Below are 25,766 nucleotides of genomic sequence, written 5' to 3' on the forward strand. Positions count from 1 at the left end.
AATTGATGAGCTTTTCTTTCCGCAATATGAACGTTAATCGACTTCTTGCAGTTTTTTCTTTTTGTTCTACTTTTATTTTTAGACCCTTAGGAGCTTTATTATTTGGCTGATAATATAGGTCGGAAATCCACAGTCATTATTACCACTATTTTAATGTCATTTTCTTGCATCGTTATGGTTAATCTTCCTACTTATGCCCAAGTAGGTGCTAGTGCCGCCTGCATAGTAACAATATGCCGTATAGTGCAAGGTATGTCATCCATGGGAGCAAGAGTAGGAGCAGAATTATATTTAACGGAATCTGTGGGAGTTCCTAAACGCTTTCCTGCCGTAGAGCATTTGTAGGGGTGTGTGCTTAGGATTAACTGTGGCCTTTGGCGTAGAAACCTTAGTTACATCCTATGACTTTAATTAGCGTATCGCATTTTGGGTAGGTACAGGAATTGCATTAATAGGTCGTGCTGCTAGGACTACTTTGCGAGAAACACCAGATTTTGTTGATGCTAAGCGTAGAATACAAGAAAACGATAAAAGATAGTAATATAATTGATGTAGCAAAGATAAAAAATAATCTTGTATGGCAGGAAAAAGTTAATAAGAAGACTGCAATTTATTATTTTTTAATACAAATTTCTATAGTAGAATTTTTTGTAGCAATAGCACTTACGTGTTTATGCTACTATAAATGCAATTAGTAATATTTTTAACTTTTCTTCTATCTAGTCCATTAATATTAGATAATATAATGCAAGGTTAGCAAATTCTCTTAATTCCACTAATTGTAGTGACTTTTTCTCCAAGTGAATCCCCGGCAATTCCAATATTTTATAAAAGTTTTCCGGTTTTAAAACGATTTACCTATGCTAGCTTTATATATGCTTATTCAAGAACCGCTATGTTATGTAATTAGTTCTTTTGGGCTTGTTTATTTAACAGAACGTTTTAATAATTTAGGATTGTTGATGATAGTAATTCCTATTATTATAGGGTATAGCCTCGGTATATCACCTTTTAAAAAGCTAGAAGTTGAAGCAGGAAATTATTATTAAATATAAAAGGCGAAATGCAGCTTGCACCTTTTATATCAATTAAATTAGTTATATACTTTATCTTCTTCAGCTAATTCGGTTTTAATTCTTTCAAGCAGAGCAAAAACCTTACAATATTCTTCAAGCTTTGCGTTTATTTTTTGCAGCTCATCTAAAGTATTACTAAAATCTTCTTGTATTAAATAGGTTGCTACAATTTGATTCTGCTCTAATGTTTTAAGTATAATATCTTGTAACAATTTATTATAGTGATTTTCTAACTTAGGTGTATTTGACATAAAATTTTAATAATTATCTATAATGCACCCTAAAACAGATTAAAGGCATATAAATGGAGCGAATAGAATGGCAAGACCTATAAAAGAAGAAAAGAAATATGCCACACTCACTAGAAAAGGATTTAGATATTGTAAAGGCATCATCCAATAATATAGACACAGTACCTAAAAAGCAGCCTCCAATATTTAGCAGTATGGATGATATAGAAGTTATACAAAGGCGTAACTTGGAGCGTATAATTTCTCAAGAAACAGTAAAAAGTAAAGATGATTTATATATAATAGAGCAAGAACGGATACAGCAATTAATGAGTAGAGGCACACACGCCTTAACAACCCATGAACAACACCCCAATACTAATTTATAAAAGTGAGTATAAAGCACAAAATAACTCAAGAATATCCAGTATTATAAATAGTATTAAGACCTCAAAAATGGGGTAATATAAAGAAAATAAGCAACGTAACAGGAAAAATTCTTTTTAATAAAACCACAGCTAGCGTACTCGGATTAATAGCAAGTAGTATTATGCTGGCAACTATAGCACCTGCCACAGCTCCATTTATGTTTGTATCAGCTACTGCCATGGCAACATCTATAGTAGGTAAAGCCATAATAGATGTAGTACATACTCGCAAGATATGTCTTCTTACACAAGAAAATAAATTATTAGAAAAACATCGTAATGATTTGAGTAAACAACAAGCTCTTCTAAAAATTGATCCAAAGTAAAAAGATATTTTAAAAGATGATTTATATATACATAATGAGCAGCAACAAACGAAAGACAAAAGTAATAAAGGTACTAAATCATTATTTATAGCATCGGTTATAACAAATGTAATAAATAATATAGTAAACGTGGCGGGGATATCAGCAGCTATAGTCGGTAATAATGTAGCACAAATAATTTCATCAATAAATATAGGATTACAACCATTAAAAGGTTCTAAAGATTCGGTCAATCAGATCCAAGATAGGATAAAGTTAATTAAGGAGCTAAACCATAATATTAATCAAGAAACACAAAAAGCAGATATAGGTAATTATAAAAATATACAAGCATTAGCAGAGATAGGATATAAAGACACTATTCAAACTATAGCATTAAACGCATTACTACAAGATAAGAATTACTTTAGATTTACCGATCAAGAAAAACAACAGCGATTTAATCAGCTTAGTGAAGAAATAATCCAGTATAAAAATACTAAATTTTAGCATTTTTATACTGGATTATTTCTTCACTTACTTTGTAATTTTCTAGCAATGGCATTAAATTATTAACTAATATATACTTAGTTAGAAATGCCCTTTCACAAAGATACTGTTTTTCTTGATAGGTTTAACTATTGTAACATTTAAAACTGAAAAACTTGAGTTTAAGCTTCATTCATTGTTTGATCGTTGAAATACTAAAAACTTTTGATTGGTGGGCGATGACGGACTCGAACCGCCGACACTCTCGGTGTAAACGAGATACTCTACCAGCTGAGCTAATCGCCCATATTTTTTATTAATTAGTAAAATAACATCATTTATAATTCATAAGAAATATATAAATAATTTAGCAAAATTTTATTAGTTTTTGCTTTTAAATTACTATAAAGTGTTATTTACTTTCAAACTTTTTATTTGCCTTGATAATCTGCTGATTTTTCTTGAGGCGGTATTTAATTTAATTATATTTTTTTTCACACCTTGCATTATCTTAGACTGAGCAACAGATAAAGCTATGTTAGCATTTTCTTTATTACCAAGACTGATTTCATGTACAACTTTCTTTATAAAAGTTTTTATTGCACTAGATCGTTTTTTATTGATTAGAGTTCTTTTTACTGTTTGTCTAGCAGCTTTTTTTGCTGAAGAATGATTAGCCATCACCGAGTCCCTTATATTTTAATTTTTAATTTCTTCATTAGCATCTTGCTGTATATTTCCTTTAGCATTAATATCTCTATCTACAAATTCAATATATGCTATCGGTGCTAAATCACCATAACGGAATCCGGCCTTTATTATTCTAGTATAACCGCCAGGTCTATCTTTATATCTGATACCTAAAATATTTATAAGCTTTTCTACTGCTGTTTTATCTTTTATTTTTGATAAAACGCTTCTTCTTACCATTAAATCAGCTTTTTTAGCTTTAGTAATTAGAGTTTCAATATAAGGTCTTAATTCCTTAGCTTTTGGTAAAGTAGTTTTAATTTGTTCATGGGTTACAAGTGCTACAGCCATATTAGCGAGCATTGCTTGCCGATGACTACTTGTTACATTTAACTTTCTGCTTTTAATTTTATGTCGCATTTTTTAGTCCTTAATTATAAGAATCTTCATAACGTTTAGATAATTCCTGAATATTTTCCGGTGGCCAATCCGGTACATCCATACCGAATCTTAAATTAAATTTTGCCAATATTTCTTTAATCTCATTTAAAGATTTTCTACCGAAATTTGGAGTTCTTAGCATATCGGATTCCGTTCTTTTTACTAGATCCCCTATATATATTATATTATCATTTTTCAAACAGTTTGCCGATCTAACCGATAATTCCAATTCATCAACTCTCTTAAGTAAATAAGGTGAAAATAGTAAAGCATCAGTTTTAACTTGCTTATCTTCTTCTTGTTCTTCAAAAGAAATAAATAATTGTAATTGCTCCTGTAAAATACGTGCAGCTAAACCTACAGCCATTTCAGGTAATACATCACCGTTAGTTTCTACAAACATAATTAATTTATCATAATCGGTAACCTGACCTACCCTAGTATTTTCTACCTTATAAGTAACACTCTTTACCGGATTAAATAAAGCATCTATAGCTATTTCACCAATAGGTAAATTATCCTCATAACTATTTGTGCTAAGTACATACCCTTTACCAACCTTGCAAGTTAATTCCATTTCAAGCTGCTTGTCCTTAGCTAGATCACAAATTACATGATCCGGATTCAGTATTTCTACATCATGACCTGTTTCAATCATACCGGCCGTTACAACACAAGGTCCTGTTGCTTTTAATTTCATGATACGTTTTTCTGCAACATGCATTTTTACTTCAATACCTTTAATGTTTAAAATCACTTCAGATACATCTTCTTTTACACCGGGTATAGAGGAAAATTCATGTTCTATAGCAGGGATCTTTATAGACGTGATAGCTGCTCCTTGTAAAGAAGAAAGTAATACTCTTCTCATAGCATTACCGAGTGTTAAACCAAAACCTCTTTCTAAAGGTTCAACTACAATTTTAGCTTTATTATTGGTTTCTGGAAAATTTTCATAAGCAACTTTATTCGGCTTTATTAAAGTATTCCAATTTTTACTTAACGATAACATTTAATACCTATGATTCTCTTATACTCTTCTTCTTTTTGGCGGTCTTACTCCATTATGAGCAATTGACGATACATCTAAAATTGATGTAACCACAAAATTTTGTCCGAATAAAGCTCTCATTGCTGATTCACGCTGAGCCCCCGGTCCTCCAATCCTAATAGAAATAGTTTTTAGACCATATTCTTTTGCTTTTTCCGATGCTCTATCAATTGTTACTTGAGCTGCATAAGGTGTTGCTTTTCTTGCCCCTTTAAACCCATTACCTCCTGCCGATGCAGAAGCAATAGTATTACCTTGGATATCAGTAAATGTTACTATAGTATTATTAAATGATGCTCGGATATGCACAACACCAAGAGTGATAGTTTTTTTCTTTTTCTTAACTTTAACCGTCTGATTCATTATTTATACTCTATACTTAAACTATTATTTTACAGCTTTTTTCTTTCCGGCTATCGCAATAGCTTTACCTTTTCTAGTTCGAGCATTAGAATGCGTGTTCTGTCCTCTCACCGGCAACTTACGTATATGTCTAAGTCCTTGATAACATCTTATATCTTTCTTTTTCTTAATATTAAGCGTAACTTCTCGTCTTAAATCACCCTCAACTTTATATTCACTTTCAATAATATTACGTAAGCCTATTAACTCTTGATCTGTCAGTTCTTTCACTTTTTTATCTTTCGATATTTTTGCTTTATTACAGATCTCTGCTGCCATAGTAGGCCCAAGACCGTAAATGTAAGTTAAACTCACAACTAAACGTTTATTATCAGGAATATTAACACTTGCAATTCTTGCCACAAATAATCTCCAAAATTTTACTGGTAACTAAAAAATAATATAAAAATCTTTGATAAAGTCAATTTATTTTTAGTATTTTCTGTATATCAATTTCTATTTCTTGTTCACTTTTACTTCCATTAACTATATAAAAATTACCACTATTTTTATAATAATCTATTAACGGATATGTTTCTGTTTTATATACTTCAATTCTTTTTTTTATTACTTCTTCATTATCGTCTTTTCTATAATCAAATGTACTTGAACCGCAAACATCACATACATTATCAGTTTTAGGCTGCAAGAAGTATCTATTATATATTTTACCGCAATTTTTACAACTATATCTTCCTAAAATTCTTTTAATTAATAATTCATCTGAAACATCAAAATATATTATTTTAATTTTTTCTTTAATAAATGATTCAAAAAATTTTGCTTGCTCTAAATTACGCGGATATCCATCTAATATGTAGCCGTTTTTATATTCAGAGGATAATAAAAAATTTTTGATTACTTGATTAACTATTTCATTAGGGATAAGCTCCCCTTGCTTAACATAATTATTAATTAACTCTGCTTCACTAGTTGATGTTTTAATAATTGTTCTAAATATATCACCGATTGCTATATGTGGTAAATTAATTTTTTTAGCTATCTTTTTTCCTTGTGTGCCCTTTCCCGCTCCTGGAGGACCTAAAAAAATTACTATCACTATTTAAGCTCATTTTTAATTTTTTAATTTTACTTTCTTCATTAAACCTTCATACTTACTACTAAATAAGTAAGTTTGAATCTGAGTCATAGTATCAAGTACCACGTTCACTACAATTAAAAAACTCGTACCTCCTAAAGAAAGAGAGATTACATATTTATTCATTAATAGCTCCGGAATTACACATATTACACTTAAATATATCCCACCTATAACCGTAAGCCTTGTAAGTATATAATCAAAATAATCAGACGTATTTTTTCCTGGTCTTTTACCTGGAATATAAGCACCGTATTTTCTTAAATTATTAGCAGTTTCTTCAGAATTAAATACTATTGCAGTATAAAAAAAACTAAAAAACATAATTAATGCTACATATAATAAAATATATACAGGTTTTCCATGCCCTAAGTAATAAGTAAGCATGCCCATAGTTTCTGAATTACTATTAGAAAAATTAGCAAGCGTAGCAGGAAATAGTAAAATTGAACTAGCAAATATTGGAGGTATTACACCAGAAGTATTTAACTTGAGAGGCATATGGGTTGCTTCGCCTCCATAAATTTTATTTCCTACTTGTCTTTTAGGATACTGCACCAATAATTTTCTTTGGGCTCTTTCAAAAAATATAATTATAGCTATTAATACAACTACTCCAATACAAACAGCTATCGCTATTAAAGGCGATAATGCTCCTTTTCTTGATAATTCAAACATACTAATAATAGCACTAGGTACTCCTGAAATTATACCTATAAATATAATTAAAGACGTACCATTACCTATTCCGCGTTGTGTAATTTGTTCTCCTAACCACATTAATAGCATCGTGCCTACAACTAAAGTAATTACGGTTGTAACTCTAAAGAAAAAACCCGCTAAGATTACTACAGGACCAGTATTTGTTACAATCGACTCTAAACTTATAGCAACTCCATAAGCCTGAAAAGAAGCAAGCAGAACCGTTAAATATCTCGATAGCTGATTTACTTTTCTTTTGCCGACTTCCCCTTCTTTTTTTAAATTTTCCAAAGGTTTATATGCAACTGACATTAATTGGATAATAATTGAGGCAGTAATGTACGGCATAATTGCTAAAGCAAAAATGGACATTCTACCTAGCGATCCTCCGGATAGCATATTAAACATTCCGAGTATTCCGGATTGATTCTTTGCAGCCACACTACTTAAAGCAATTGAATCTATACCAGGTATAGGTATAAAAGACCCAAATCTACATACTATAAGAATGAGAACAGTAAAAACAATGCGACTAACTAAATCATTACCGGATTTTTTAGAAAAATTCTGCCCCATATACTATAATAATTTTCCACCTGCTTTCTCGATTAAATCCTTAGCTTTAGAAGAGTAAGCATCTAATTTTAATGATAGAGGAGCAGCGAAATCATCACTACAAATAGATAATAATTTCACTAATTTCTTATTATTTTTATTATTAACTACTCTGGCTTCTACCAATTTTTCTTTCGTAATATTATCATCAGCACTTAAACGCCCATCGGCTAATGCTTCTTCAATATTATAAATATTTATTATATTGTATTTTTTAGTTGAAATACAATTAAACCCTCTTTTAGGTAGTCTTTTGATAATAGGTGTTTGACCACCTTCAAAACCTTTTATTGCAACACCGGATCTAGATTTTTGACCTTTAATTCCTCTACCGCCGGTTTTTCCTTTACCACTACCAATACCGCGTGCTATTCTTTTCTTATTTTTTTTAGCACCTATATTATTATATAATTCATTTAATTTCATTTAAAAACTCTAATTACATATTTTCTATTTTTAACAAATGCTTTACTTTGTTAACCATCCCTTTGATTGAATTAGTATTTGCAAGAATAACGCTCTTATTAATTTTGTTTAAACCAAGCCCAACTAATATCAACCTTTGATCATACTTACGACCTATAGCACTGTGAACTTGAGTAATTTTTATATTATTGATCTTATTATTCATAACTTCACCTTACTTATACAACATTATTCATTAACTTGAATGTCAGCAGATTTTACAGATATTTCATTTACTTTTTTATCTCTTCTCATAGCAATAGATTTTGGTGATGCAAGCTTATTTAATGCATCAAATGTTGCAGAAATCATTGCGTAAACATTCGTTGAACCTATTGATTTAGCAACAATATCATGAACGCCTAAAGAGTCAAAAATTGCTCTCATAGATCCTCCGGCTATAATGCCTGTACCTGCTTTAGCTCTTCTTAAAATCACTTTAGCAGCTCCACTTTTACCGACAACGTCATGGTGAATAGTCCTATTTTGATATAACGGTACTTTCATCATTCTCTTTTTAGCGGCTTGTTTTGCCTTTCCTCGAGCTTCATTTACTTCTTTAGCTTTTCCGTGTCCCGCTCCGACTCTGCCGGCTTTATCACCGACCACTACATAAGCAGAAAAAGCAAAACTTCTACCGCCTTTTACTACTTTTGTAACTCTATTTACATCAACTAAAACTTCACTTAAAGTCTCGTCATTTTTTTTAACTTTAGACATTACTACAACCTTATAACCTAAAATTTTATTTTCTCTCTAGCTGCATCAGCTAGCGCTTTTACAACACCGTGATACTTATATCCGCCTCTATCAAACACTACGTCTTTTATCCCTGCAGAATCAGCTTTTTTTGCTATTTCTTCGCCTACTTTGATAGCATTTTCAATATTACAATGAGATTTTTTTAATTTTTTTATTTTCTCATCTAAAGTTGAAGCAGCAGCAATCGTTATAGACTTAGAATCATCAATAATTTGTGCATATATATGTCTACCTGACTTAAATATTGATAATCTAACTCTATTAGATGTTTTAGATATTTTATGTCTTATTCTACTTCTTCTTTTTTCAAATTTTAGCTTAGCACTACGCATATTTAACTCTTAAATTTAATTTTTCTTACCTTCTTTACGCGGTATAAATTGATTTTCAAATTTAATTCCTTTTCCTTTATAAGGCTCAGGTGGTCTCTGTTTTATAATAATTGAAGCAAATTGTCCTAATTTTTCTTTATCTGTTCCCTCAAGAATAATAATATTTTGCTTAGGCACCTCTATTTTAATATCTGAAGGTATTTCAATTTTTGTATTATGGCTTTTAGCAAGCATTAAATTTAAATATTTACCTTTTACCATCGCCCTGTAACCGACTCCGTTAATTTCGAGTTTAAGCTTAAAACCTTCTTTAACGCCGGTAACCATATTTGATATTATGCTTCTTGCAGTACCCCACATAGCACGTGCATTCTTATTTGCGGCTAAAGGTTTTACTAAAAGCTTATTTTCTGCCAATGAAATTGCTATATTACCTTTAAAAGTTTTTGATAATTCGCCTTTAGGTCCGGATATTTTGACTTCTAAATCATTTAAACCAATTTTTATACCTTCAGGTATAGTAATTGGCAATTTTCCAACACGTGACATTTTTTACCTTAAAATACTTTACAAATTACTTCGCCGCCGACATTTTTAATATGAGCTTCTCTATCAGACATAACACCGTAAGGAGTAGAAAGAATATATATACCCATATTATTATAATATCCTTTCAAATCTTTAATAGCAGAATATACTCTTTTTCCAGGCTTTGATACTCTATGAATTTCGCATATAGAAGCATCACCATTAACAGAGTATTTTAAAGCTACCTCAGTATAACTAATATTATTTTTTTGAGTAGTTATATAATCTTTTATATAACCTTCTTTTTGCAAAACATCTAAAATTGAAGTTTTAATTTTAGAACTAGGAAAAGAAACATTTATCAATTTGCTTTTATAAGCATTTCTAATTCTAGTTAACATATCTGCTACATTATCCGTCATTGACATATGATTCACCTATCGACTTTTACCAACTTGACTTAACTACACCGGGAACTAAGCCTCTGCCTATTAATTCTCTAAGCTTATTCCTCGATATACCAAACTTTCTTGTAACACCTCTTGGTCTACCTGTAAGCTCACATCTATTTCTTATTCTAGTAGATGATGAATTTCTAGGTAATTGTGCAAGTGACATTACCAAAGAAAAACGCTCTTCTAATGAAATATTTTTATCATAAATTTTACTTTTTAGTGCTAAACGTTTATTATGTAAACTTTGTGATTTTTTTTTCCTACTTTCGTTCTTTTTTATAGAACTTACTTTTGCCATTATATATATCCTAAAAATTAATTATAAAAAGGTAAATTAAACCCTGATAACAAAAATTTACTTTCTTGATCTGTTTTAGCAGATGTAACGATTGTAATATCCATACCTCTTATTGTATCGATTTTATCGTAATTAATTTCAGGAAAAACTATCTGCTCTTTTAACCCAAAAGTAAAATTCCCTTTACCATCAAAACTTTTATAAGAAAAACCGCGAAATTCTTTAACACGGGGTAATGCAACAATTACTAACCTCTCTAAAAAATCATACATTCTATCTTTACGTAATGTAACCTTGCAACCTATTTTCATATTTTCGCGTAACTTAAAAGTTGCAATAGATTTTCTTGCTAACGTTACAACCGGCTTCTGACCGGAAATCAAAGTAAGATCATTTACTGCATTATTAATTACTTTGGAATCGGCCGTTGCTTCCCCTACTCCCATATTTATCACAATTTTCTTAATTTGCGGTATTTCGTGTTTATTTTTATAAGAAAATTTTTTTTGTAAGTTTTCAATAATTTTTTGCTGATATAATTCTTTAAATCTTAACATTATTTACCTTCCTTACCAATAATTTCCCCTGATTTCTTTGCTACTCTAACCTTAGAACCGTCTTCTAAGAATTTAAAAGCTACCTTGGTAGGGTTACCGGTTTTTGGATCGATGTGTGCAATATTTGAGATATGTATAGGTAATTCTTTAGTTATTATCCCGCCTTCACTCATTTGATTAGATTTAGTATGCTTTTTTACTACATTTACTCCAGAAACAATTACTTTACTGTCCTCTGGGAAAACTTTTAATATTTTACCTTTTTTTCCTTTGTGCTTTCCGGTAATAACAACAACTTCATCACCTTTTTTTACTTTTAATTTAATCATTTATAACACTTCCTCTGCAAGCGACATTATTCTAACATATTTTTTCGCTCTAAGTTCTCTTGTAACAGGACCAAAAACTCTAGTACCGATAGGTTCATCTTGTTTATTCAAAAGCACTAATGCGTTTTGATCAAATTTTATTGTACTACCGTCAGGTCTTACTACTCCAGTCTTTGTACGAACAATCACGCCTTTATAAACATCACCCTTTTTAACCTTACCGCCGGGTATAGCGTCTTTAACAGATACAACTATAACATCACCTAGCTTTGCCACCATATGGTGAGAGCCACCTAAAACTTTAATACACATAACTTTTTTAGCACCGGAATTATCTGCAACTTCCAAGATGCTCTGCATTTGAATCATAAACTACTTCCAATTTTTTATACACGAGAAATAAAATAAACAATCTACCTTATAAAGTCAAAGATTAAAAAACTTTATTCCCCATTTACCACTATCCATGTTTTGGTTTTTGAGATAGGCCGACTTTCAATTATACTAACTTTATCTCCTTCTTGATATTTATTTTCTGAATCATGAGCAGCATATTTTTTAGATACTTTCACAAATTTTTTATAAATAGGATGCTTAAACTTTCTTTCTACTTTTACTGTAACCGTCTTATCAGCTTTTGAACTTATAACCACGCCTTGTAACACTCTTTTCGGCATTTTAATATTCCTCACTATTAGCTCTTTTTGTTAATTCAGTTTTAATACGTGCTATAGACTTTTTGACTAACGAAAACCTACTAGTATTTTTTAAATCACCTAAAGCTTGTTGAAATCTTAAATTAAACAATTCTTTTTTTAAAAGATTAAGGTTTTTATAAAGCTCTTCTATTGTTTCAGTAGATAACTTACTTCTTAATAATTTTAAATCATTCATAACGTCTCACTATCCTTGTTCTAACAGGTAATTTTGCACTTACAAGCTCCAAAGCTCTAAGTGCAACATTTTCTTCTACCCCTTCAATTTCAAACATAATTCTTCCAGGCGAAACTCTAACTGCAAAAAATTCAGGAGAACCTTTACCTTTACCCATTCTTACTTCGGCAGGCTTTTTAGAAACGGGAACATCCGGAAAAATGCGAATCCATAATCTTCCTTGCCTTTTCATACATCTAGTAGCAGCTTTTCTTCCTGCTTCTATTTGTCTTGCAGTAACACGCCAACCATCTATAGATTTTAGACCAAATGATCCAAAAGCAAGCGTCGTACCTGCTTTTGCTATTGAAGCAACCCTACCCTTATGAGCTTTTCTAAATTTTTGTTTTTTCGGAGCTAACATTTTAATACTTAAAATTAATTATATCTTTTATTTTCTGTATATTCACCTTTATAAATCCACACTTTAACCCCTATAACTCCATAAGTAGTTATAGCCTCAGCTGTTGAATAATCAATATCAGCTCTTAAAGTATGTAACGGCATTCTTCCTTCTATATACCATTCGGTTCTAGCAATTTCAGCACCTCCAAGTCGTCCTGAACAACTAACCCTGATACCTTGTCCACCTTGTTTAAATGACGCCTGAATTGCTGTTTTCATGGCTTTTCTAAAAGAAACTCTTTTTTCAAGCTGTAGTGCTATAGTTTGAGCTACTATAGCAGCATCTATATTAAATTTTCGAACTTCGTGAATATTTATATAAACTTCTTTTAAAGAAGTCATTTTCTCGATAGCTTTTTTTAGCTTATCAATTTCACTACCGTTTCTACCGATAATGATATTTGGTTTTTTGGCATTAATATTAATTATAATACTTTTATTAGAAGGGCGTTCAATTAAAACTCTACTAATTTGGGCTTGATTAAAACCCTTATTTATTAAATCCCTAATTTTTAAATCTTGTATAAAAAGAGTTTTATAATGTTTTTCTGCATATAATATGGAATCCCAACCTTTAATTAAAGTCGGTCCAACTCTAAAACCATGTGCACAAACTTTCTGCCCCATTTTAATTATCCTCTTTTTCTGTAACAGTTATATAAAGATTACTAAAAAACTTATTTATTCTAGTTGCTCTTCCTTTTGCTCTTGGCATAACTCTTTTCATTACTAAAGCCTTACCTACAGTCGCTTTAGTAATAACCAATCTATCTATATCTAGACCTAAATTATTTTCAGCATTTGCAACAGCAGATTGTAAACAATCTTTTACAACTTTTGCAATTCTTTTAGGAGAAAAAGTTAATTGTACCAATGCTTCAGATACTTTCATATTTCTAATAAAGGCTGCAACTAAATTGAGCTTCCTTGAACTTACTCTAATAGATTTAGCTTGTGCCGTAGCAAAATTTTTATTTTCCTGTACCATATAAATCTTTATTTTCTTTTGATTTTTTTATCTGCTCCATGACCGTGAAATGTTCTAGTAGGAGCAAACTCACCTAATTTTCTTCCAACCATTTCTTCATTTACAGAAACCGGAATAAATTTATTTCCATTATGCACAGAAAAGGTAAACCCTACAAAAATAGGTAAAATCGTTGATCTTCTAGACCAAGTTTTAATCATTTCAGATTTACCTGATTCCATTAATTTTTGAACTTTCTTTATTAAATAACCGTCTACAAAAGGCCCTTTCCATATTGAACGTGCCATACTAATACCTAATTAATTTAAAATCTATTTTCTTTTCTTTACGATAAATTTTGAAGTACGTTTATTTTTACGTGTCTTCTTACCCTTTGTTGGGAATCCCCAAGGAGTAACAGGATGGCGACCTCCTGAAGTTTTACCTTCACCACCACCATGAGGGTGATCTACAGGATTCATTGCTACACCTCTAACATGCGGTCTCCAACCTAGCCATCTATTTCTACCGGCTTTGCCTAAATTAATATTTTTTTGATCCGGGTTAGATATACTACCTATAGTAGCTTTACAATCTAAAGGTACTAACCTAAATTCACCTGATCTTAATTTAATCTGAGCATATCCTGAATCTTTACCCACTAGATCTACTGAAGTACCTGCAGACCTTGCAATTTGACCGCCCTTACCGACTTTCATTTCAACATTATGCAAAGTAGTACCGATAGGAATGCATTTTAAAGGTAAACAATTTCCTATTTTTATATCAGCATCTTGACTTGATATTACTCTATCACCTACAGATAATTTTTGTGGTGCTAGAATATAAGAATATTCCCCATCTTCATATTTTATTAAAGCAATAAAAGCAGTTCTATTAGGGTCATACTCTATTCTTTCAACAATAGCAGAAATATCAATTTTATTTCTTTTAAAATCAATAATACGATATAATTTTTTGTGTCCTCCACCTCTGTGCCAAGAAGTAATTCTACCTTGATTATTTCGTCCACCGGTTTTAGATATACCTTTGGTCAAAGATTTTAAAGGTCTGCCTTTCCATAAACTAGTTTTATCAACTTGAACTAACTCTCTAAGAGAAGGAGTAATTGGATTAAAGTTTTTTAAAGCCATTTATTTAATTCCTCCGGCAAAATCGATATTATGGTCTTTTTCTAATGTAACAATAGCTTTCTTTCTATTGATTTGAGTCCCTATAATTCCTTTAAATCTTTTCTTCTTACCTTTAACGTTTAAAATATTCACTTTTTTTACTTTTACTTTAAATATTTCTTCTATAGCCTTTTTAAGGGTAAGTTTTTTAGCAAATTTATCTACATAAAAAGCGTATTTATTTTGTTCCGAAAGGGTTGTAGTTTTTTCTGTAATAATAGGTTTTCTAATTAAATCGTAGTATTTATAAGAACTCATCTTAACCTCTCTTCTAAAACACTCACTGCTTCTTGTGATAATAGGACATATTCATGTCGTATTATATCATAAACATTGGCTCCTATTTGTGGAACAATCACAGTATTATAAATATTTTTTGCAGCTAAAGAAAAATTAATATCTACTTCATTTCCATCTATTACAAAGAAACTTTTCCCTTGAAATTTGTTTAATATATTTACAAGAGCAGAAGTTTTAGGCTTATCTAGCTTTAAAGAATCTATTACTAATAATTTTCCTTCAGCGCATTTCTCGGATAAAGCATGAATTAAACCAAGTTTTCGTACTTTTTTAGGTAATTTCGTTGCATGACTACGTACTCTAGGTCCATGAGCTACACCACCACCACGCATTTGTACCGATCTAAGGGAACCTTGTCTTGCATTACCTGTACCTTTTTGCTTAAACGGTTTTTTTGTGGTTCCTAATACTTCTGATACTGTTTTAGTTTTGTGGTTACCAGACATTGCCTTAGCTCTCTGCCAATCAATAACCTGCTTTATTATATCATCTCTGATAAATTCAACAGCAAATATATCTTCATTTAAGCTAATCTCACCAACTTCTTCATTAGCAAGACTGAATATTTTAGTTTTCATCTTTATTTTAACCTTATACAGTCTTATATAAAACTTTTATATAAATAATATTGCATGGCGTTTTGTTAACGTCATAATCTTTAACCTCAACAAACATGTCTAAATATCTATTATACAGTTATTGAAATCTTTTTTATTGCATCTTTTACTGAAAGATACGAATTTTTGTGACCGGGTATACTACCCTGAATCATAATAAGCTTACGCTCTTTATCAACGGCAAATATTTTCAAATTTTGAATAGTAACTTGGTTACATCCCATATGACCGGCCATTTTTTTGCCTTTGAAAACCTTTCCTGGATCTTGTCTTTGTCCTGTAGAACCATGCGAACGATGGGATATCGAAACACCGTGAGAAGCTTCAAGACCTCTAAAATTATGTCTTTTCATACTACCGGCAAATCCTTTACCTATAGTAGTTGCCGTTATATCCACAAATTGTCCTGCCGTAAAATGGTCTACTTCTAGACTTGCTGCTATATCAATAAAATTCTCTTCAGAAATTCTAAATTCTTTTAATTTAGTTTTAGGAGATATTTTAGCATTAGCAAAAACTTGTCTCATAGGTTTGGTTACTCTAGATATTTTTTTATCTTTTACACCTACAACCAAAGCATTATATCCATGTTTTTCTAGAGTTTTATGTCCTACTACTTGACAATCATCAACTTTTACTAATGTTAAAGAAATTCTTTCACCTTTATCATTAAAAACACTAGTCATCCCAATTTTTTGAGCAATTATACCGGTTCTCATTTATTCCCCACTCTCTAATTCAATCACTACATCAACACCTGCTGCTAAATCAACTTTACTTAAAGCATCGACAACCGCCGGATTCGGATCACCTATAACTAATAATCTTTTATGCTTTCTAATTTCAAATTGCTCTCTTGACTTCTTATGTACATGAGGAGACCTATTTACGGTAAATCTTTCAATTTTTTTAGGTAAAGGAATAGGGCCATTAATGTTAGCAAACGTTCTTTTAACAGCACTAACTATCTCTTTTGTAGCTTGATCAAGACTACGGTGATCAAATGATTTTAAACGAATTTTGATTTTATTTTTCATTCAGTAAACCTAATATTTTAAACAGCAAGATATTTTTTTAGACATCTTTCCAAACTGCACTTCTAGAGGTAATTTGTACGTCGATCCGGCACTCGAATCCTCACGTCCGTTATATACGCTGCGGTTCTGCATGCCGTACCTCCTTCAAATTCTTCTCTATAAGCCAGTTCGGAAAAATGTCTATTACATCTTAAAATATAAATACCTATTATTAAAAAATAATAGGTATTTATAAAATCAATTAATTATTTATTTTAGTTACTACGCCGGCACCCACTGTTCTACCACCTTCACGTATAGAGAATTTCAACCCTTCCTGCATCGCAATCGGTTTAATTAATTCCACTGTAAAAGTAGCATTATCTCCAGGCATAACCATCTGCTTATCAGCAGGCAATTTTATTGTACCGGTAACATCTGTTGTTCTAAAATAGAACTGCGGACGATAGTCATTAGTAAATGGGGTATGACGTCCACCTTCTTCTTTACTAAGCACATATACTTCAGCTTCAAACTTATCATGCGGTTTTATGCTACCAGGTTTTGCGAGAACTTGTCCTCTTTCAACTTCTTCTCTTTTTGTACCGCGTAGTAATATGCCAACATTATCTCCAGCTTGTCCTTCATCAAGTAATTTCCTGAACATTTCTACACCGGTACAGGTAGTTTTTTGCGTATCTTTTAGACCGACTATTTCAATTTCCTCACCTACCTTAATTATTCCTGACTCTACTCTACCAGTTACAACAGTACCTCTTCCTGAAATAGAGAATACATCTTCTATTGGCATTAAGAAAGGTTTATCCGTAGCTCTTACAGGCTGCGGTATATAGCTATCTACTGCATCCATTAGCTCATTAATAGCTTTTTCACCTTCAGGCTTTCCTTCTAAAGCTTGAAGTGCAGAACCTTTAATAATAGGTATTTCATCACCCGGGAAACCATATTTTGATAATAATTCCCTTACTTCCATCTCTACTAGTTCTAATAGATCAGGATCATCCACCATATCTATTTTATTTAAGAATACTACCATAGCAGGCACACCTACCTGTTTTGCTAGTAATATATGCTCTCTAGTTTGCGGCATAGGACCATCAGCAGCAGAAACTACTAATATTGCACCGTCCATCTGAGCGGCACCGGTTATCATGTTCTTTACATAGTCAGCGTGTCCCGGACAATCTACGTGTGCATAGTGTCTATTTTTAGTCTCATATTCTACGTGTGCAGTAGAAATAGTTATACCTCTTTCTTTTTCTTCAGGAGCAGCATCAATTTGATCATACGCTGTAGCTTGTGCTCCACCTGTCTTAGCAAGTACTATAGTTATTGCTGCCGTTAAGGAAGTTTTACCGTGATCTACGTGACCGATCGTACCTATATTAACGTGCGGTTTAGTTCGTTCAAATTTTGCTTTTGCCATATTATTACTCTCTACAATTTTTTAGGTTTAATACAAGTTATTTTTTTATAAGTGCATTTTTTTGCTAAATTTTATTTGTTACCACTATCTCTGGAGCGGGTGATGGGAATCGAACCCACACAGCCAGCTTGGAAGGCTGGAACTCTACCATTGAGCTACACCCGCATTGTGGCACTATTAATAAACTAATTTCAAAGTTATTTTGTTAACAGTGCTATATCAATTTTATTCAGATTTATAAATATACACAATTATGTTTTATTTTTAAATAAAATGATATGCTTCCCTGAACCATTTAAGTGGTGGAGGGAGAAGGATTCGAACCTTCGAACGCTTACGCGGGCAGATTTACAGTCTGCTGCCATTGACCACTCGGCCACCCCTCCTAAAGAACTTTACTGTATTAAATAGACTAATTCACTGTAAAATACAATATATAATTAGTATTAGGACTTATAAAACTTCTTGCCGAATCATCAAATAAACAAATAGCAGCTTGCACATTTATTTAGTTGTAACTTTCTATAATAAATAGTAGTTTCTGTCAAGAACAAATTACTGACGGTTTTCAATAAGATGCAAAATAAAAAACTTGATTCTAAACATTGTTATTATATGTATGGGAAACATCCTGTATTTTCTGCTCTAAATAATCCAAAACGTCAAATTGACAATATTTTATGCACTAGGGAAATTTTTGAGACAAATAAAAAATTAATAGGTACTAGAGCTTATGAAATTGTTAATAACGATATTTTATCTAAATTACTGGAAAACCAAACACATCAAGGAATAGCTGCAAAAATTAGACCAATTTTTTCTTACAATTTAGAGGACATAGATATAACAAATCCAAAATGTAAAATTGCGATTCTTGATCAAATAACAGACACACAAAATATTGGCGCAATTATTCGTAGTGCCGCTGCTTTTGATATAAATGCTATAATATTACCTCAAGATAATTCTCCAAATGAAAGCGGCAGCATTGCTAAAGCGGCTTGCGGTACTTTAGAATTAATACCTATAATTAAAGTTATTAACTTACGCTCATGTATGAATTATCTTAAAAAACACGGCTTTTGGATTATAGGTCTAACAGGTTCTGCAAATGACTACTTTACCGATAAATTAATTTCCGACAAAATAGTATTGGTATTTGGCTCAGAAGATAAAGGTATACGAAAATTAGTTGCAGAAACATGTGATTATTTAGCCAAAATCCCTATTTCTCAGAGAGTAGAAAGTCTTAATGTATCAAATGCCGCTTCTATAATTTTTCATTCATTACATAAATAATATTTTTAATAAATCAAATATTGTTTTTTATTTACTTCGATATAAATATTTAGTCTACTAAAATTAAAGTCATAAACTTATTAATTTGAGAGAAAAGTAATGAAAAGGGAACCAAATGAACAAATTATCGAGAGTTTTGAAAAACAATTAGACATATTTATAAATGCACTTACAGAAAAAGAGATAACAACAGCTATATTAAACAATTTTTTTGATAAAGTGATCAATAACCTCAAGAATGAAAGATTAATTAATGATATTATATTTGATATATATCAAGGTAAAACAGTAATTACTAAACCTATATATTCCGATTATATAACATCTTCCGAACCTAAATATAACGAACATTGGCAAAAATTTTATAGTTTTAATCGTAATCTTATGATAGAAAGTACATTAATATTTATTGCTAAGAATCTAAAAAAAGCTTCTTTAACAGACAAATTATATTATAGCTTTGCTAAATTAGCCCAGCAATTAGACTTGAATGCAGTAAGTGATCATTTTATGAAAAAAATAGATAATTATATAACATTTAACAATTTATGAAAAATTACAGAACCGAAAGTGATTCTTTTGGAGAAATTCAAATAGAAGAAAAATTTTATTGGGGGGCTCAAACTCAAAGATCTTTAGAAAATTTTAAAATAGGCAAGCAAAAAATGCCTGAAATTTTAATTCGTGCTCTTGCTATTTTAAAAAAATGTGCAGCACAGGTTAATCATGAGTTTGGTGATTTAGAAGCTAAAATCGCTATAAGTATAGATAAAGCCACGGATAGAATCTTAGAAGGCGAATTTGAGGATAATTTTCCTTTAGTAGTTTGGCAAACAGGTTCAGGAACGCAAACAAACATGAATATGAACGAGGTTATTGCCTCTATTGCCAACGAAGAATTAACAGGCAAGAAAGGCGGCAAATCTCCGGTACATCCTAACGATCATGTTAATAAAGGACAATCATCCAACGACTCTTTTCCAACCGCTATGCATATAGCAACCGTACTTGCAACTAAACAGCAACTGATACCAGCTTTGAATAATATACTGACCTCTTTGCAGGATAAGTCAAAAGATTGGGACAAAATCATAAAAATAGGACGTACCCACTTGCAGGATGCAACTCCTTTAACTCTTAAACAGGAATTCTCCGGATATATTACACAAATAGAGTATGCTTTAGAACGCATAGAAAATGCACTACAAAAAGTTTATCTACTGGCCCAAGGAGGCACAGCAGTCGGTACAGGTATTAACTCAAAAATAGGCTTTGATATAAAATTTGCCGAGAAAGTGGCAGAGTTTACTAAACAACCCTTTAAGACGGCTCCTAATAAATTTGAAAGTCTAGCTGCTCACGACGCACTAGTAGAATTTTCAGGAACTCTTAATACTATAGCAGTTAGCTTAATGAAAATAGCAAATGATATAAGACTGCTCGGCTCCGGTCCAAGATGCGGTCTTGGTGAGCTACATTTACCTGAAAATGAACCTGGTTCTTCTATTATGCCCGGTAAAGTAAACCCTACACAAGTCGAAGCTTTAACAATGGTGTGCAGTCAGGTGATGGGGAATCATGTTACGGTTACTATTGCCGGCTCAAACGGACATCTTGAACTTAACGTATTTAAACCCGTAATAATATACAATATCCTACAATCTATAGAGCTGTTATCCGATAGCGTAAATAGCTTTGTTACTCACTGTGTTAAAGGATTAGAACCCAATATAGCACGCATTAATGATTTACGTGATAAATCTCTAATGCTTGTTACAGCTCTTAATCCGCATATAGGCTATGATAATGCTGCAAAAATTGCTAAAGAAGCACATAAGCACGGGATCACTTTAAAAGAAGCAGCTAAAAAACTCAATCTTCTATCGGAAGCAAAATTTGATAAAATAGTAGTACCTGAAAAAATGGTTAGTCAATCTTAGGTTTGATACAAAGATATTAATTTAAACTATTAATATTACTGTATAAAATCTTATAAATAGGATAATATTAAATTAGTCTATTATTATATTACCTATGTGAAACAAAATTTATCTAATCAAATTAACCTACTCGAAGCAAAAACTCATTTTTCTGATCTAATACAACGTGTACAAGACGGAGAGCAAATTACCATTTGTAAGCATAATACGCCGGTTGCAAAAAGTATAACTCAAAAACCTAAAATGGATAATATAGTAGAGCAAACAAGAGAATTCCGCAAAGGCAAAACATTAGAGCTCCTTATACTAATTAAAGAGCTTAGAGATGAAGGTAGACAATGGTGAATTCTAAATCGTTTATAGCCGATTGCTCCATAACTGTCTCATGGTTCTTTTATGATGAACGTGATAAATATTCAGATTTTACATTAGATTATTGTTATAAGTTTAGAGTGATAGTACCGCCTCTTTGGAGACTTGAAGTAACTAATGTAATATTAATAGCAGAAAAACGTGCTAGAATAAAATCAGTAGAGGTTATTAAAATAATAGATTTTTTAAACTCTCTCCCCCTTAATATATCAAATTTAAATTTTTCCATACATGAAATTAAACTGCAAGAGCCAACAATCTTACTACATATGATACAACTTATTTATTAACTGCCATGCATGAAGTACTTCCTATGACCACTAACGATAAAGCATTAATCAAAGCATGTCATAATAACGGCATTCCACTATTTTATAATACAATAATCCATATTTTTCATAAAAAGTTTATGGAAATTTCTAAATCTTTTATTATACTTAAACATTAATTATATAAAATAAAAGAGTATCATGGTTTTAAATATCAAAGCTCCTGAAAATATAGTATTAAAACCAACCATTACAGTTTTTGGCGTTGGGGGTGCAGGTAGTAATGCAGTAAATAATATGATTAGTGCTAATCTGCAAGGTGCTAATTTTGTAGTAGCTAATACTGATGCACAATCGCTTGAACATTCTTTATGCACTAACAAAATACAACTCGGTGTTTCTACGACTAGAGGTCTTGGGGCAGGAGCTTCTCCTGAGGTTGGAGCCCTTGCTGCTCAAGAATCAGAAAGCGAAATTCGTAATTACCTAGAAAATAGCAATATGGTATTTATTACGGCAGGTATGGGCGGTGGTACAGGTACCGGTTCTGCACCGGTTATTGCACGCATTGCTAAAGAACTAGGCATCCTTACGGTTGGGGTAGTAACTAAACCTTTCCATTTTGAAGGCGGTCATCGTATGAAAACTGCCGATAAAGGACTTATTGAATTACAGCAATTCGTTGATACTTTAATTGTAATACCGAACCAAAATCTATTCCGTATTGCTAATGAACAAACGACGTTTGCCGATGCTTTCAAAATGGCAGATGACGTATTACATGCAGGCGTTAGAGGAGTAACGGATTTAATGATTATGCCGGGACTTATTAATCTTGATTTTGCCGATATTAAAGCAGTAATGAGTGAAATGGGTAAAGCAATGATGGGTACAGGTGAAGCTAGTGGCGAAGATAGAGCTATTAAAGCGGCAGAATCTGCAATTTCAAATCCACTGCTAGATCATAGCTCAATGTGCGGTGCAAGAGGTGTATTAATCAATATTACCGGCGGTTCCGACATGACCTTATTTGAAGTTGACAACGCTGCTAATAGAATTAGAGAAGAAGTAGACAACCTTGATGCTAATATTATTTTCGGTTCAACATTTAATCCAGAATTAAAAGGAATGATCAGAGTATCAGTTGTTGCTACCGGTATTGATGCCGATAAAGTACCGACATATAAACCCGCAATAGCTGAAACTACCAATATAGTTCCTGAGGAAACTTATAATAAAGCTATAGCACAACCTACACAAATAGAAGAAATGCCTGATTTTAACAGCTACAGTACCGAAAATATTGAAATTACCGACTCTCCAATAAATCAAAATTTTATCGGAAATGAAAAAGAGCTAGGGTTACATGCCAATACTTTCAACAAATCTGAAGATGACTCACCCAAACCATCATTTTTAGGAAAAATATGGGGTTCTCTGCGTGCTTCAAATAATCAAACTTTAGAACGCAAAAACGTTGTTGTTAGTACTCTAGATCAAGATAATAAAGAGTCTGATATTCATGACATACCGGCTTTTTTAAGAAAGAAACGGGATTAGATTAGAAAATGAATATAATTTCAGAACAGCATAAAAAAAGAATTATTAGAAATAACTAAAAATTTTCCTGCAGATACTGCATCACTAATAAATTATGTAGATAAAACATTTAAATGTCACATTCATGATTTATCTTTATCGGATCAAAAAGATTTAAAGTGTTTTATAGCAAAAAGCTTTGCAAATCAAATTGATGTTTGTAAAACTAAAGAACATGTTCAAAATTTTTTACACGAGTTACACGAGCTATGGGAAGATTTATTTGAAGAGATATTGGAAGATAAGCCTGTATATAGTTTAGACATTGACGGAGCAACATACTATGCCGCATTAGATTTTACCGAATTAAATCAAAATAATATGCTGAATACAAGATTTAGCGCAACCTCCCTTGATTTTCATTTAATAGAAACGCTACCTAACTTTTCTAGTAACAAACAAAAATATAAGGCTGAACTAACCTTTACAGAATTAAAACAAAATAATTTTGCAAAAATATATTTGGAAAAACAACAATATAACTCTCAAAGTATTCTTATTTCAAATATACAAAATAATCACAATAATTACATATTATTTCCTAAGATTATAAACCTTGAAGAACAAGTTACTATAAATATATTAAATAATTTATTATTATTAGGTGCTTATAATAAATGTAATTTTTTTGAATCCAATAACGGATCAGAAATATATTTTAGATTACCTAATAATGAAAGGCTTGCCATGAAAGTTTTTAGTTTAAATAATCAGCCTATATTAAAAGAAAATAAATTTGAAAATTCTATATTATTTTTAAGTACAAAAATAAACGAAAATGGTGATGTTGACTATAGTGAAGGCTTTAGTACTGACATTATAGCCAATGGTAAAATAAATGCTTCTTATATAACTCCTCTAGGCGAGATAATGGATTCTAATTAAAAAAATAATCATATGCCAAATAAAATTATATTATTTTATCATGTTTTTTAAATACTGATTTATTAGCCGATACCGATAAGCGGTTAAAAGATATTGCACCCTATCCTACACCACTTAAAAATCAAAAGTATTTATGTAATTCATTTACCTACAGAATCCAATGAAGAAAAGCTAAAAGTAGAATTGCAAGCAACAAAAAATGCAATGCAAGATTGTAATCGTGTTTGGTTTGGTGGTAAGCTGGAAACAAAAACTTTAGAAGGATGGGGATATAATTATTATATAATCGATCAAGTTAACGATCATCCTGCTAGTACAATGATGGCATGCCCAAACGTAAAAGCAACCATACAAACGGTTAGTGTATTTTTAGGCGATGAAACATTTTGAAGCTATAATAGCAAACTACCTATCGTAGTATATGCTCCAAAAGATGTTGAACTACATTACGTTATTTGGCATCAAAATGATACAATCAATTCTGCAAAGGAAGAACCAGAAAAAATAATCAAAAATTCTGTAAATCAGAAATTTTTACTAGATTGCTTAGTCGAAACTTGCAGTTTCTTCTTGCAATGACGAAGACTAACACAGTTAGCATACTAAATTACTCAAAATCTTCCTCTACAGCTTCAACTTCTTGCACTTCCGGTACAAAATGTTTAAGCATAGACTCAATGCCGTTTTTTAAGGTGATGGTGGAACTAGGACATCCAAGGCATGCACCACGAAGTGCTAATTTAACTACACCGTTTTCAAAGCCTTTATATATTATGTCGCCGCCGTCTTGTGCAACAGATGGACGCACCCTAGTTTCAATAATCTCTACGATTTGCTTCTCTATTTCCGAAAGCCCATCAAGGTTATGATTTACATTATCTGCTTTGGTGTTTTCTTCAAATACAGGAAAGCCTGAAACAAAATGATCCATAATAACCATTAAAATTTCAGGCTTTATAACTTGCCAATTACCTTCAGCTTGTTTAGTTACTGTTATAAAATCACTACCGAAAAACACCGATTTTACATTATTAATATAAAATAATGATTCTGCAAGTTTGCTTCTTCCTTTTACTTCAGCAAGCTCACTAAAAAATACCGGCTGATCACTACTTATTTCCTGCCCTGGGAAAAATGTTATTGCATCCGGATTGGGAGTATCTTCAGTTTGAATAAACATAATTAAAGCACACTAATAAATTTGTTGATTATTATAAATTGATAGTACTACTTTTACAATATATTTGTATTTAGGCATTTTTACATGGCG

General features: G+C 31.6%; 44 protein-coding genes, 3 tRNA genes and 2 pseudogenes. 14 read left to right on the top strand and 35 right to left on the bottom strand.

Going from position 1 to position 25,766, the window contains the following annotated elements; translation table 11 throughout:
• The first annotated feature begins 102 nt into the window (after positions 1-102).
• Positions 103-345, top strand: a complete 243-nt coding sequence (locus RAF_RS04965; RefSeq protein WP_012719910.1) for a hypothetical protein — start codon at positions 103-105, stop codon at positions 343-345.
• Positions 346-875: 530 nt separating this feature from the next.
• Entirely contained in the window at positions 876-1,049 is a 174-nt protein-coding gene (locus RAF_RS04975; RefSeq protein ID WP_032849909.1) for a hypothetical protein, read from the top strand.
• Positions 1,050-1,093: 44 nt separating this feature from the next.
• On the opposite strand, the gene RAF_RS04980 is transcribed toward RAF_RS04975, so the two are convergent.
• Positions 1,094-1,327 (bottom strand): hypothetical protein, encoded by a 234-nt coding sequence (locus RAF_RS04980; protein WP_012719911.1) that lies wholly within the window; start codon positions 1,325-1,327, stop codon positions 1,094-1,096.
• A 98-nt stretch (positions 1,328-1,425) separates the two neighbouring features.
• Between RAF_RS04980 and RAF_RS04985 the strand changes: the two genes are divergently transcribed.
• The 3 genes from RAF_RS04985 to RAF_RS04995 all read left to right on the top strand — a co-directional run bounded on the left by RAF_RS04985 (position 1,426) and on the right by RAF_RS04995 (position 2,549).
• Positions 1,426-1,695: a hypothetical protein gene (locus RAF_RS04985; protein ID WP_041471920.1), complete on the top strand. Its 270-nt coding sequence runs from the start codon at positions 1,426-1,428 to the stop codon at positions 1,693-1,695.
• Between the two features lie 197 nt (positions 1,696-1,892).
• Complete coding sequence (locus RAF_RS09485; RefSeq protein WP_200858170.1) at positions 1,893-2,060, top strand: hypothetical protein; 168 nt, start codon at positions 1,893-1,895, stop codon at positions 2,058-2,060.
• 129 nt (positions 2,061-2,189) lie between these two features.
• On the top strand, positions 2,190-2,549 hold the full coding sequence (locus RAF_RS04995; RefSeq protein WP_041471922.1) for a hypothetical protein: 360 nt from the start codon (positions 2,190-2,192) through the stop codon (positions 2,547-2,549).
• A gap of 209 nt (positions 2,550-2,758) precedes the next feature.
• Here the strand turns inward: RAF_RS04995 and RAF_RS05000 are convergent.
• The 33 genes and pseudogenes from RAF_RS05000 to RAF_RS05155 all read right to left on the bottom strand — a co-directional run bounded on the left by RAF_RS05000 (position 2,759) and on the right by RAF_RS05155 (position 18,518).
• A tRNA-Val gene (locus tag RAF_RS05000) sits at positions 2,759-2,834 on the bottom strand.
• A gap of 96 nt (positions 2,835-2,930) precedes the next feature.
• Complete coding sequence (gene rpsT, locus RAF_RS05005) at positions 2,931-3,209, bottom strand: 30S ribosomal protein S20 (RefSeq protein ID WP_004997845.1); 279 nt, start codon at positions 3,207-3,209, stop codon at positions 2,931-2,933.
• Positions 3,210-3,227: 18 nt separating this feature from the next.
• Positions 3,228-3,638 carry a 50S ribosomal protein L17 gene (rplQ, locus tag RAF_RS05010; RefSeq protein ID WP_012719912.1) on the bottom strand — a complete coding sequence of 137 codons (411 nt, stop codon included), beginning with the start codon at positions 3,636-3,638 and terminating at the stop codon, positions 3,228-3,230.
• Between the two features lie 10 nt (positions 3,639-3,648).
• Complete coding sequence (locus tag RAF_RS05015; RefSeq protein ID WP_012719913.1) at positions 3,649-4,671, bottom strand: DNA-directed RNA polymerase subunit alpha; 1,023 nt, start codon at positions 4,669-4,671, stop codon at positions 3,649-3,651.
• An 18-nt stretch (positions 4,672-4,689) separates the two neighbouring features.
• On the bottom strand, positions 4,690-5,073 hold the full coding sequence (gene rpsK, locus RAF_RS05020) for a 30S ribosomal protein S11 (protein ID WP_004997839.1): 384 nt from the start codon (positions 5,071-5,073) through the stop codon (positions 4,690-4,692).
• 24 nt (positions 5,074-5,097) lie between these two features.
• Positions 5,098-5,475: a 30S ribosomal protein S13 gene (gene rpsM / locus RAF_RS05025; protein ID WP_004997837.1), complete on the bottom strand. Its 378-nt coding sequence runs from the start codon at positions 5,473-5,475 to the stop codon at positions 5,098-5,100.
• A gap of 58 nt (positions 5,476-5,533) precedes the next feature.
• Complete coding sequence (locus tag RAF_RS05030; protein ID WP_012719914.1) at positions 5,534-6,172, bottom strand: adenylate kinase; 639 nt, start codon at positions 6,170-6,172, stop codon at positions 5,534-5,536.
• Between the two features lie 15 nt (positions 6,173-6,187).
• Positions 6,188-7,489 (bottom strand): preprotein translocase subunit SecY, encoded by a 1,302-nt coding sequence (gene secY, locus RAF_RS05035; protein WP_012719915.1) that lies wholly within the window; start codon positions 7,487-7,489, stop codon positions 6,188-6,190.
• A gap of 3 nt (positions 7,490-7,492) precedes the next feature.
• Positions 7,493-7,954 carry a 50S ribosomal protein L15 gene (gene rplO, locus RAF_RS05040; protein WP_004997829.1) on the bottom strand — a complete coding sequence of 154 codons (462 nt, stop codon included), beginning with the start codon at positions 7,952-7,954 and terminating at the stop codon, positions 7,493-7,495.
• Between the two features lie 13 nt (positions 7,955-7,967).
• Positions 7,968-8,159 carry a 50S ribosomal protein L30 gene (rpmD, locus tag RAF_RS05045; RefSeq protein WP_004997827.1) on the bottom strand — a complete coding sequence of 64 codons (192 nt, stop codon included), beginning with the start codon at positions 8,157-8,159 and terminating at the stop codon, positions 7,968-7,970.
• 23 nt (positions 8,160-8,182) lie between these two features.
• Positions 8,183-8,713: a 30S ribosomal protein S5 gene (gene rpsE / locus RAF_RS05050; protein ID WP_004997826.1), complete on the bottom strand. Its 531-nt coding sequence runs from the start codon at positions 8,711-8,713 to the stop codon at positions 8,183-8,185.
• A 17-nt stretch (positions 8,714-8,730) separates the two neighbouring features.
• Positions 8,731-9,087 carry a 50S ribosomal protein L18 gene (gene rplR, locus RAF_RS05055; RefSeq protein WP_004997824.1) on the bottom strand — a complete coding sequence of 119 codons (357 nt, stop codon included), beginning with the start codon at positions 9,085-9,087 and terminating at the stop codon, positions 8,731-8,733.
• 15 nt (positions 9,088-9,102) lie between these two features.
• Complete coding sequence (gene rplF / locus RAF_RS05060) at positions 9,103-9,636, bottom strand: 50S ribosomal protein L6 (RefSeq protein WP_012719916.1); 534 nt, start codon at positions 9,634-9,636, stop codon at positions 9,103-9,105.
• 8 nt (positions 9,637-9,644) lie between these two features.
• Positions 9,645-10,043 carry a 30S ribosomal protein S8 gene (gene rpsH, locus RAF_RS05065; RefSeq protein WP_010977581.1) on the bottom strand — a complete coding sequence of 133 codons (399 nt, stop codon included), beginning with the start codon at positions 10,041-10,043 and terminating at the stop codon, positions 9,645-9,647.
• 19 nt (positions 10,044-10,062) lie between these two features.
• On the bottom strand, positions 10,063-10,368 hold the full coding sequence (gene rpsN / locus RAF_RS05070) for a 30S ribosomal protein S14 (RefSeq protein ID WP_008580947.1): 306 nt from the start codon (positions 10,366-10,368) through the stop codon (positions 10,063-10,065).
• A gap of 17 nt (positions 10,369-10,385) precedes the next feature.
• Positions 10,386-10,925 carry a 50S ribosomal protein L5 gene (rplE, locus tag RAF_RS05075; RefSeq protein WP_010977582.1) on the bottom strand — a complete coding sequence of 180 codons (540 nt, stop codon included), beginning with the start codon at positions 10,923-10,925 and terminating at the stop codon, positions 10,386-10,388.
• Positions 10,925-11,254: a 50S ribosomal protein L24 gene (rplX, locus tag RAF_RS05080; protein ID WP_004997814.1), complete on the bottom strand. Its 330-nt coding sequence runs from the start codon at positions 11,252-11,254 to the stop codon at positions 10,925-10,927. Before rplX ends, rplE begins: the two co-directional genes overlap by 1 nt.
• Positions 11,255-11,623 carry a 50S ribosomal protein L14 gene (gene rplN, locus RAF_RS05085; RefSeq protein WP_004997813.1) on the bottom strand — a complete coding sequence of 123 codons (369 nt, stop codon included), beginning with the start codon at positions 11,621-11,623 and terminating at the stop codon, positions 11,255-11,257.
• A gap of 74 nt (positions 11,624-11,697) precedes the next feature.
• Entirely contained in the window at positions 11,698-11,931 is a 234-nt protein-coding gene (rpsQ, locus tag RAF_RS05090; protein ID WP_008580954.1) for a 30S ribosomal protein S17, read from the bottom strand.
• 1 nt (position 11,932) lies between these two features.
• Positions 11,933-12,148: a 50S ribosomal protein L29 gene (rpmC, locus tag RAF_RS05095; RefSeq protein WP_004997809.1), complete on the bottom strand. Its 216-nt coding sequence runs from the start codon at positions 12,146-12,148 to the stop codon at positions 11,933-11,935.
• Complete coding sequence (gene rplP, locus RAF_RS05100) at positions 12,141-12,551, bottom strand: 50S ribosomal protein L16 (RefSeq protein WP_012719918.1); 411 nt, start codon at positions 12,549-12,551, stop codon at positions 12,141-12,143. The genes rpmC and rplP overlap by 8 nt, the downstream gene beginning before the upstream one ends.
• Positions 12,552-12,565: 14 nt before the next feature.
• Positions 12,566-13,219, bottom strand: coding sequence for a 30S ribosomal protein S3 (gene rpsC, locus RAF_RS05105; RefSeq protein WP_010977584.1), 654 nt, complete (start codon positions 13,217-13,219; stop codon positions 12,566-12,568).
• A 1-nt stretch (position 13,220) separates the two neighbouring features.
• Positions 13,221-13,580 carry a 50S ribosomal protein L22 gene (gene rplV / locus RAF_RS05110; protein WP_004997796.1) on the bottom strand — a complete coding sequence of 120 codons (360 nt, stop codon included), beginning with the start codon at positions 13,578-13,580 and terminating at the stop codon, positions 13,221-13,223.
• Between the two features lie 8 nt (positions 13,581-13,588).
• Positions 13,589-13,867: a 30S ribosomal protein S19 gene (rpsS, locus tag RAF_RS05115; RefSeq protein WP_004997794.1), complete on the bottom strand. Its 279-nt coding sequence runs from the start codon at positions 13,865-13,867 to the stop codon at positions 13,589-13,591.
• A gap of 24 nt (positions 13,868-13,891) precedes the next feature.
• Positions 13,892-14,713: a 50S ribosomal protein L2 gene (gene rplB / locus RAF_RS05120; RefSeq protein ID WP_004997791.1), complete on the bottom strand. Its 822-nt coding sequence runs from the start codon at positions 14,711-14,713 to the stop codon at positions 13,892-13,894.
• Positions 14,714-15,010 (bottom strand): 50S ribosomal protein L23, encoded by a 297-nt coding sequence (rplW, locus tag RAF_RS05125; RefSeq protein WP_010977586.1) that lies wholly within the window; start codon positions 15,008-15,010, stop codon positions 14,714-14,716.
• Complete coding sequence (gene rplD / locus RAF_RS05130; protein ID WP_012719919.1) at positions 15,007-15,630, bottom strand: 50S ribosomal protein L4; 624 nt, start codon at positions 15,628-15,630, stop codon at positions 15,007-15,009. Before rplD ends, rplW begins: the two co-directional genes overlap by 4 nt.
• A gap of 110 nt (positions 15,631-15,740) precedes the next feature.
• Complete coding sequence (gene rplC, locus RAF_RS05135) at positions 15,741-16,388, bottom strand: 50S ribosomal protein L3 (RefSeq protein WP_012719920.1); 648 nt, start codon at positions 16,386-16,388, stop codon at positions 15,741-15,743.
• A complete protein-coding gene (rpsJ, locus tag RAF_RS05140) occupies positions 16,389-16,706 on the bottom strand; it encodes a 30S ribosomal protein S10 (RefSeq protein WP_004997781.1) in 318 nt (105 codons plus the stop codon).
• Positions 16,707-16,724: 18 nt separating this feature from the next.
• Positions 16,725-16,903: pseudogene (locus RAF_RS08140) on the bottom strand (palindromic element RPE1 domain-containing protein); the annotation flags it as partial.
• Between the two features lie 44 nt (positions 16,904-16,947).
• Positions 16,948-18,132, bottom strand: a complete 1,185-nt coding sequence (gene tuf / locus RAF_RS05145) for an elongation factor Tu (protein ID WP_004997779.1) — start codon at positions 18,130-18,132, stop codon at positions 16,948-16,950.
• Between the two features lie 91 nt (positions 18,133-18,223).
• A tRNA-Gly gene (locus RAF_RS05150) sits at positions 18,224-18,297 on the bottom strand.
• A gap of 135 nt (positions 18,298-18,432) precedes the next feature.
• Positions 18,433-18,518, bottom strand: a tRNA-Tyr gene (locus RAF_RS05155).
• A 190-nt stretch (positions 18,519-18,708) separates the two neighbouring features.
• Here RAF_RS05155 and rlmB point away from each other — a divergent pair.
• The 9 genes and pseudogenes from rlmB to eco all read left to right on the top strand — a co-directional run bounded on the left by rlmB (position 18,709) and on the right by eco (position 25,075).
• A complete protein-coding gene (gene rlmB, locus RAF_RS05160) occupies positions 18,709-19,431 on the top strand; it encodes a 23S rRNA (guanosine(2251)-2'-O)-methyltransferase RlmB (RefSeq protein WP_012719921.1) in 723 nt (240 codons plus the stop codon).
• Positions 19,432-19,530: 99 nt separating this feature from the next.
• Complete coding sequence (locus RAF_RS05165; protein ID WP_012719922.1) at positions 19,531-19,983, top strand: hypothetical protein; 453 nt, start codon at positions 19,531-19,533, stop codon at positions 19,981-19,983.
• On the top strand, positions 19,980-21,371 hold the full coding sequence (gene fumC / locus RAF_RS05170) for a class II fumarate hydratase (protein WP_010977593.1): 1,392 nt from the start codon (positions 19,980-19,982) through the stop codon (positions 21,369-21,371). The genes RAF_RS05165 and fumC overlap by 4 nt, the downstream gene beginning before the upstream one ends.
• A gap of 96 nt (positions 21,372-21,467) precedes the next feature.
• On the top strand, positions 21,468-21,716 hold the full coding sequence (locus tag RAF_RS05175; RefSeq protein ID WP_012719923.1) for a type II toxin-antitoxin system Phd/YefM family antitoxin: 249 nt from the start codon (positions 21,468-21,470) through the stop codon (positions 21,714-21,716).
• The gene (locus RAF_RS05180) at positions 21,710-22,033 is read left to right on the top strand and encodes a type II toxin-antitoxin system VapC family toxin (protein ID WP_012719924.1); all 324 of its coding nucleotides are present in this window, start codon (positions 21,710-21,712) and stop codon (positions 22,031-22,033) included. The genes RAF_RS05175 and RAF_RS05180 overlap by 7 nt, the downstream gene beginning before the upstream one ends.
• Before the next feature lie 5 nt (positions 22,034-22,038).
• Positions 22,039-22,191: a hypothetical protein gene (locus RAF_RS10030; RefSeq protein ID WP_234943878.1), complete on the top strand. Its 153-nt coding sequence runs from the start codon at positions 22,039-22,041 to the stop codon at positions 22,189-22,191.
• A gap of 22 nt (positions 22,192-22,213) precedes the next feature.
• Positions 22,214-23,572: a cell division protein FtsZ gene (gene ftsZ / locus RAF_RS05185; protein WP_010977596.1), complete on the top strand. Its 1,359-nt coding sequence runs from the start codon at positions 22,214-22,216 to the stop codon at positions 23,570-23,572.
• 360 nt (positions 23,573-23,932) lie between these two features.
• Positions 23,933-24,496 (top strand): hypothetical protein, encoded by a 564-nt coding sequence (locus RAF_RS10035; protein WP_410524343.1) that lies wholly within the window; start codon positions 23,933-23,935, stop codon positions 24,494-24,496.
• A gap of 93 nt (positions 24,497-24,589) precedes the next feature.
• Positions 24,590-25,075 (top strand): annotated as a pseudogene (gene eco / locus RAF_RS08850) (serine protease inhibitor ecotin).
• A gap of 28 nt (positions 25,076-25,103) precedes the next feature.
• Here the strand turns inward: eco and RAF_RS05200 are convergent.
• Positions 25,104-25,676, bottom strand: a complete 573-nt coding sequence (locus RAF_RS05200) for a NifU family protein (protein WP_004997765.1) — start codon at positions 25,674-25,676, stop codon at positions 25,104-25,106.
• Positions 25,677-25,766 lie beyond the last annotated feature (90 nt).

The sequence above is a fragment of the Rickettsia africae ESF-5 genome (assembly GCF_000023005.1).
GTDB classification, from domain to species: Bacteria; Pseudomonadota; Alphaproteobacteria; order Rickettsiales; family Rickettsiaceae; genus Rickettsia; species Rickettsia rickettsii.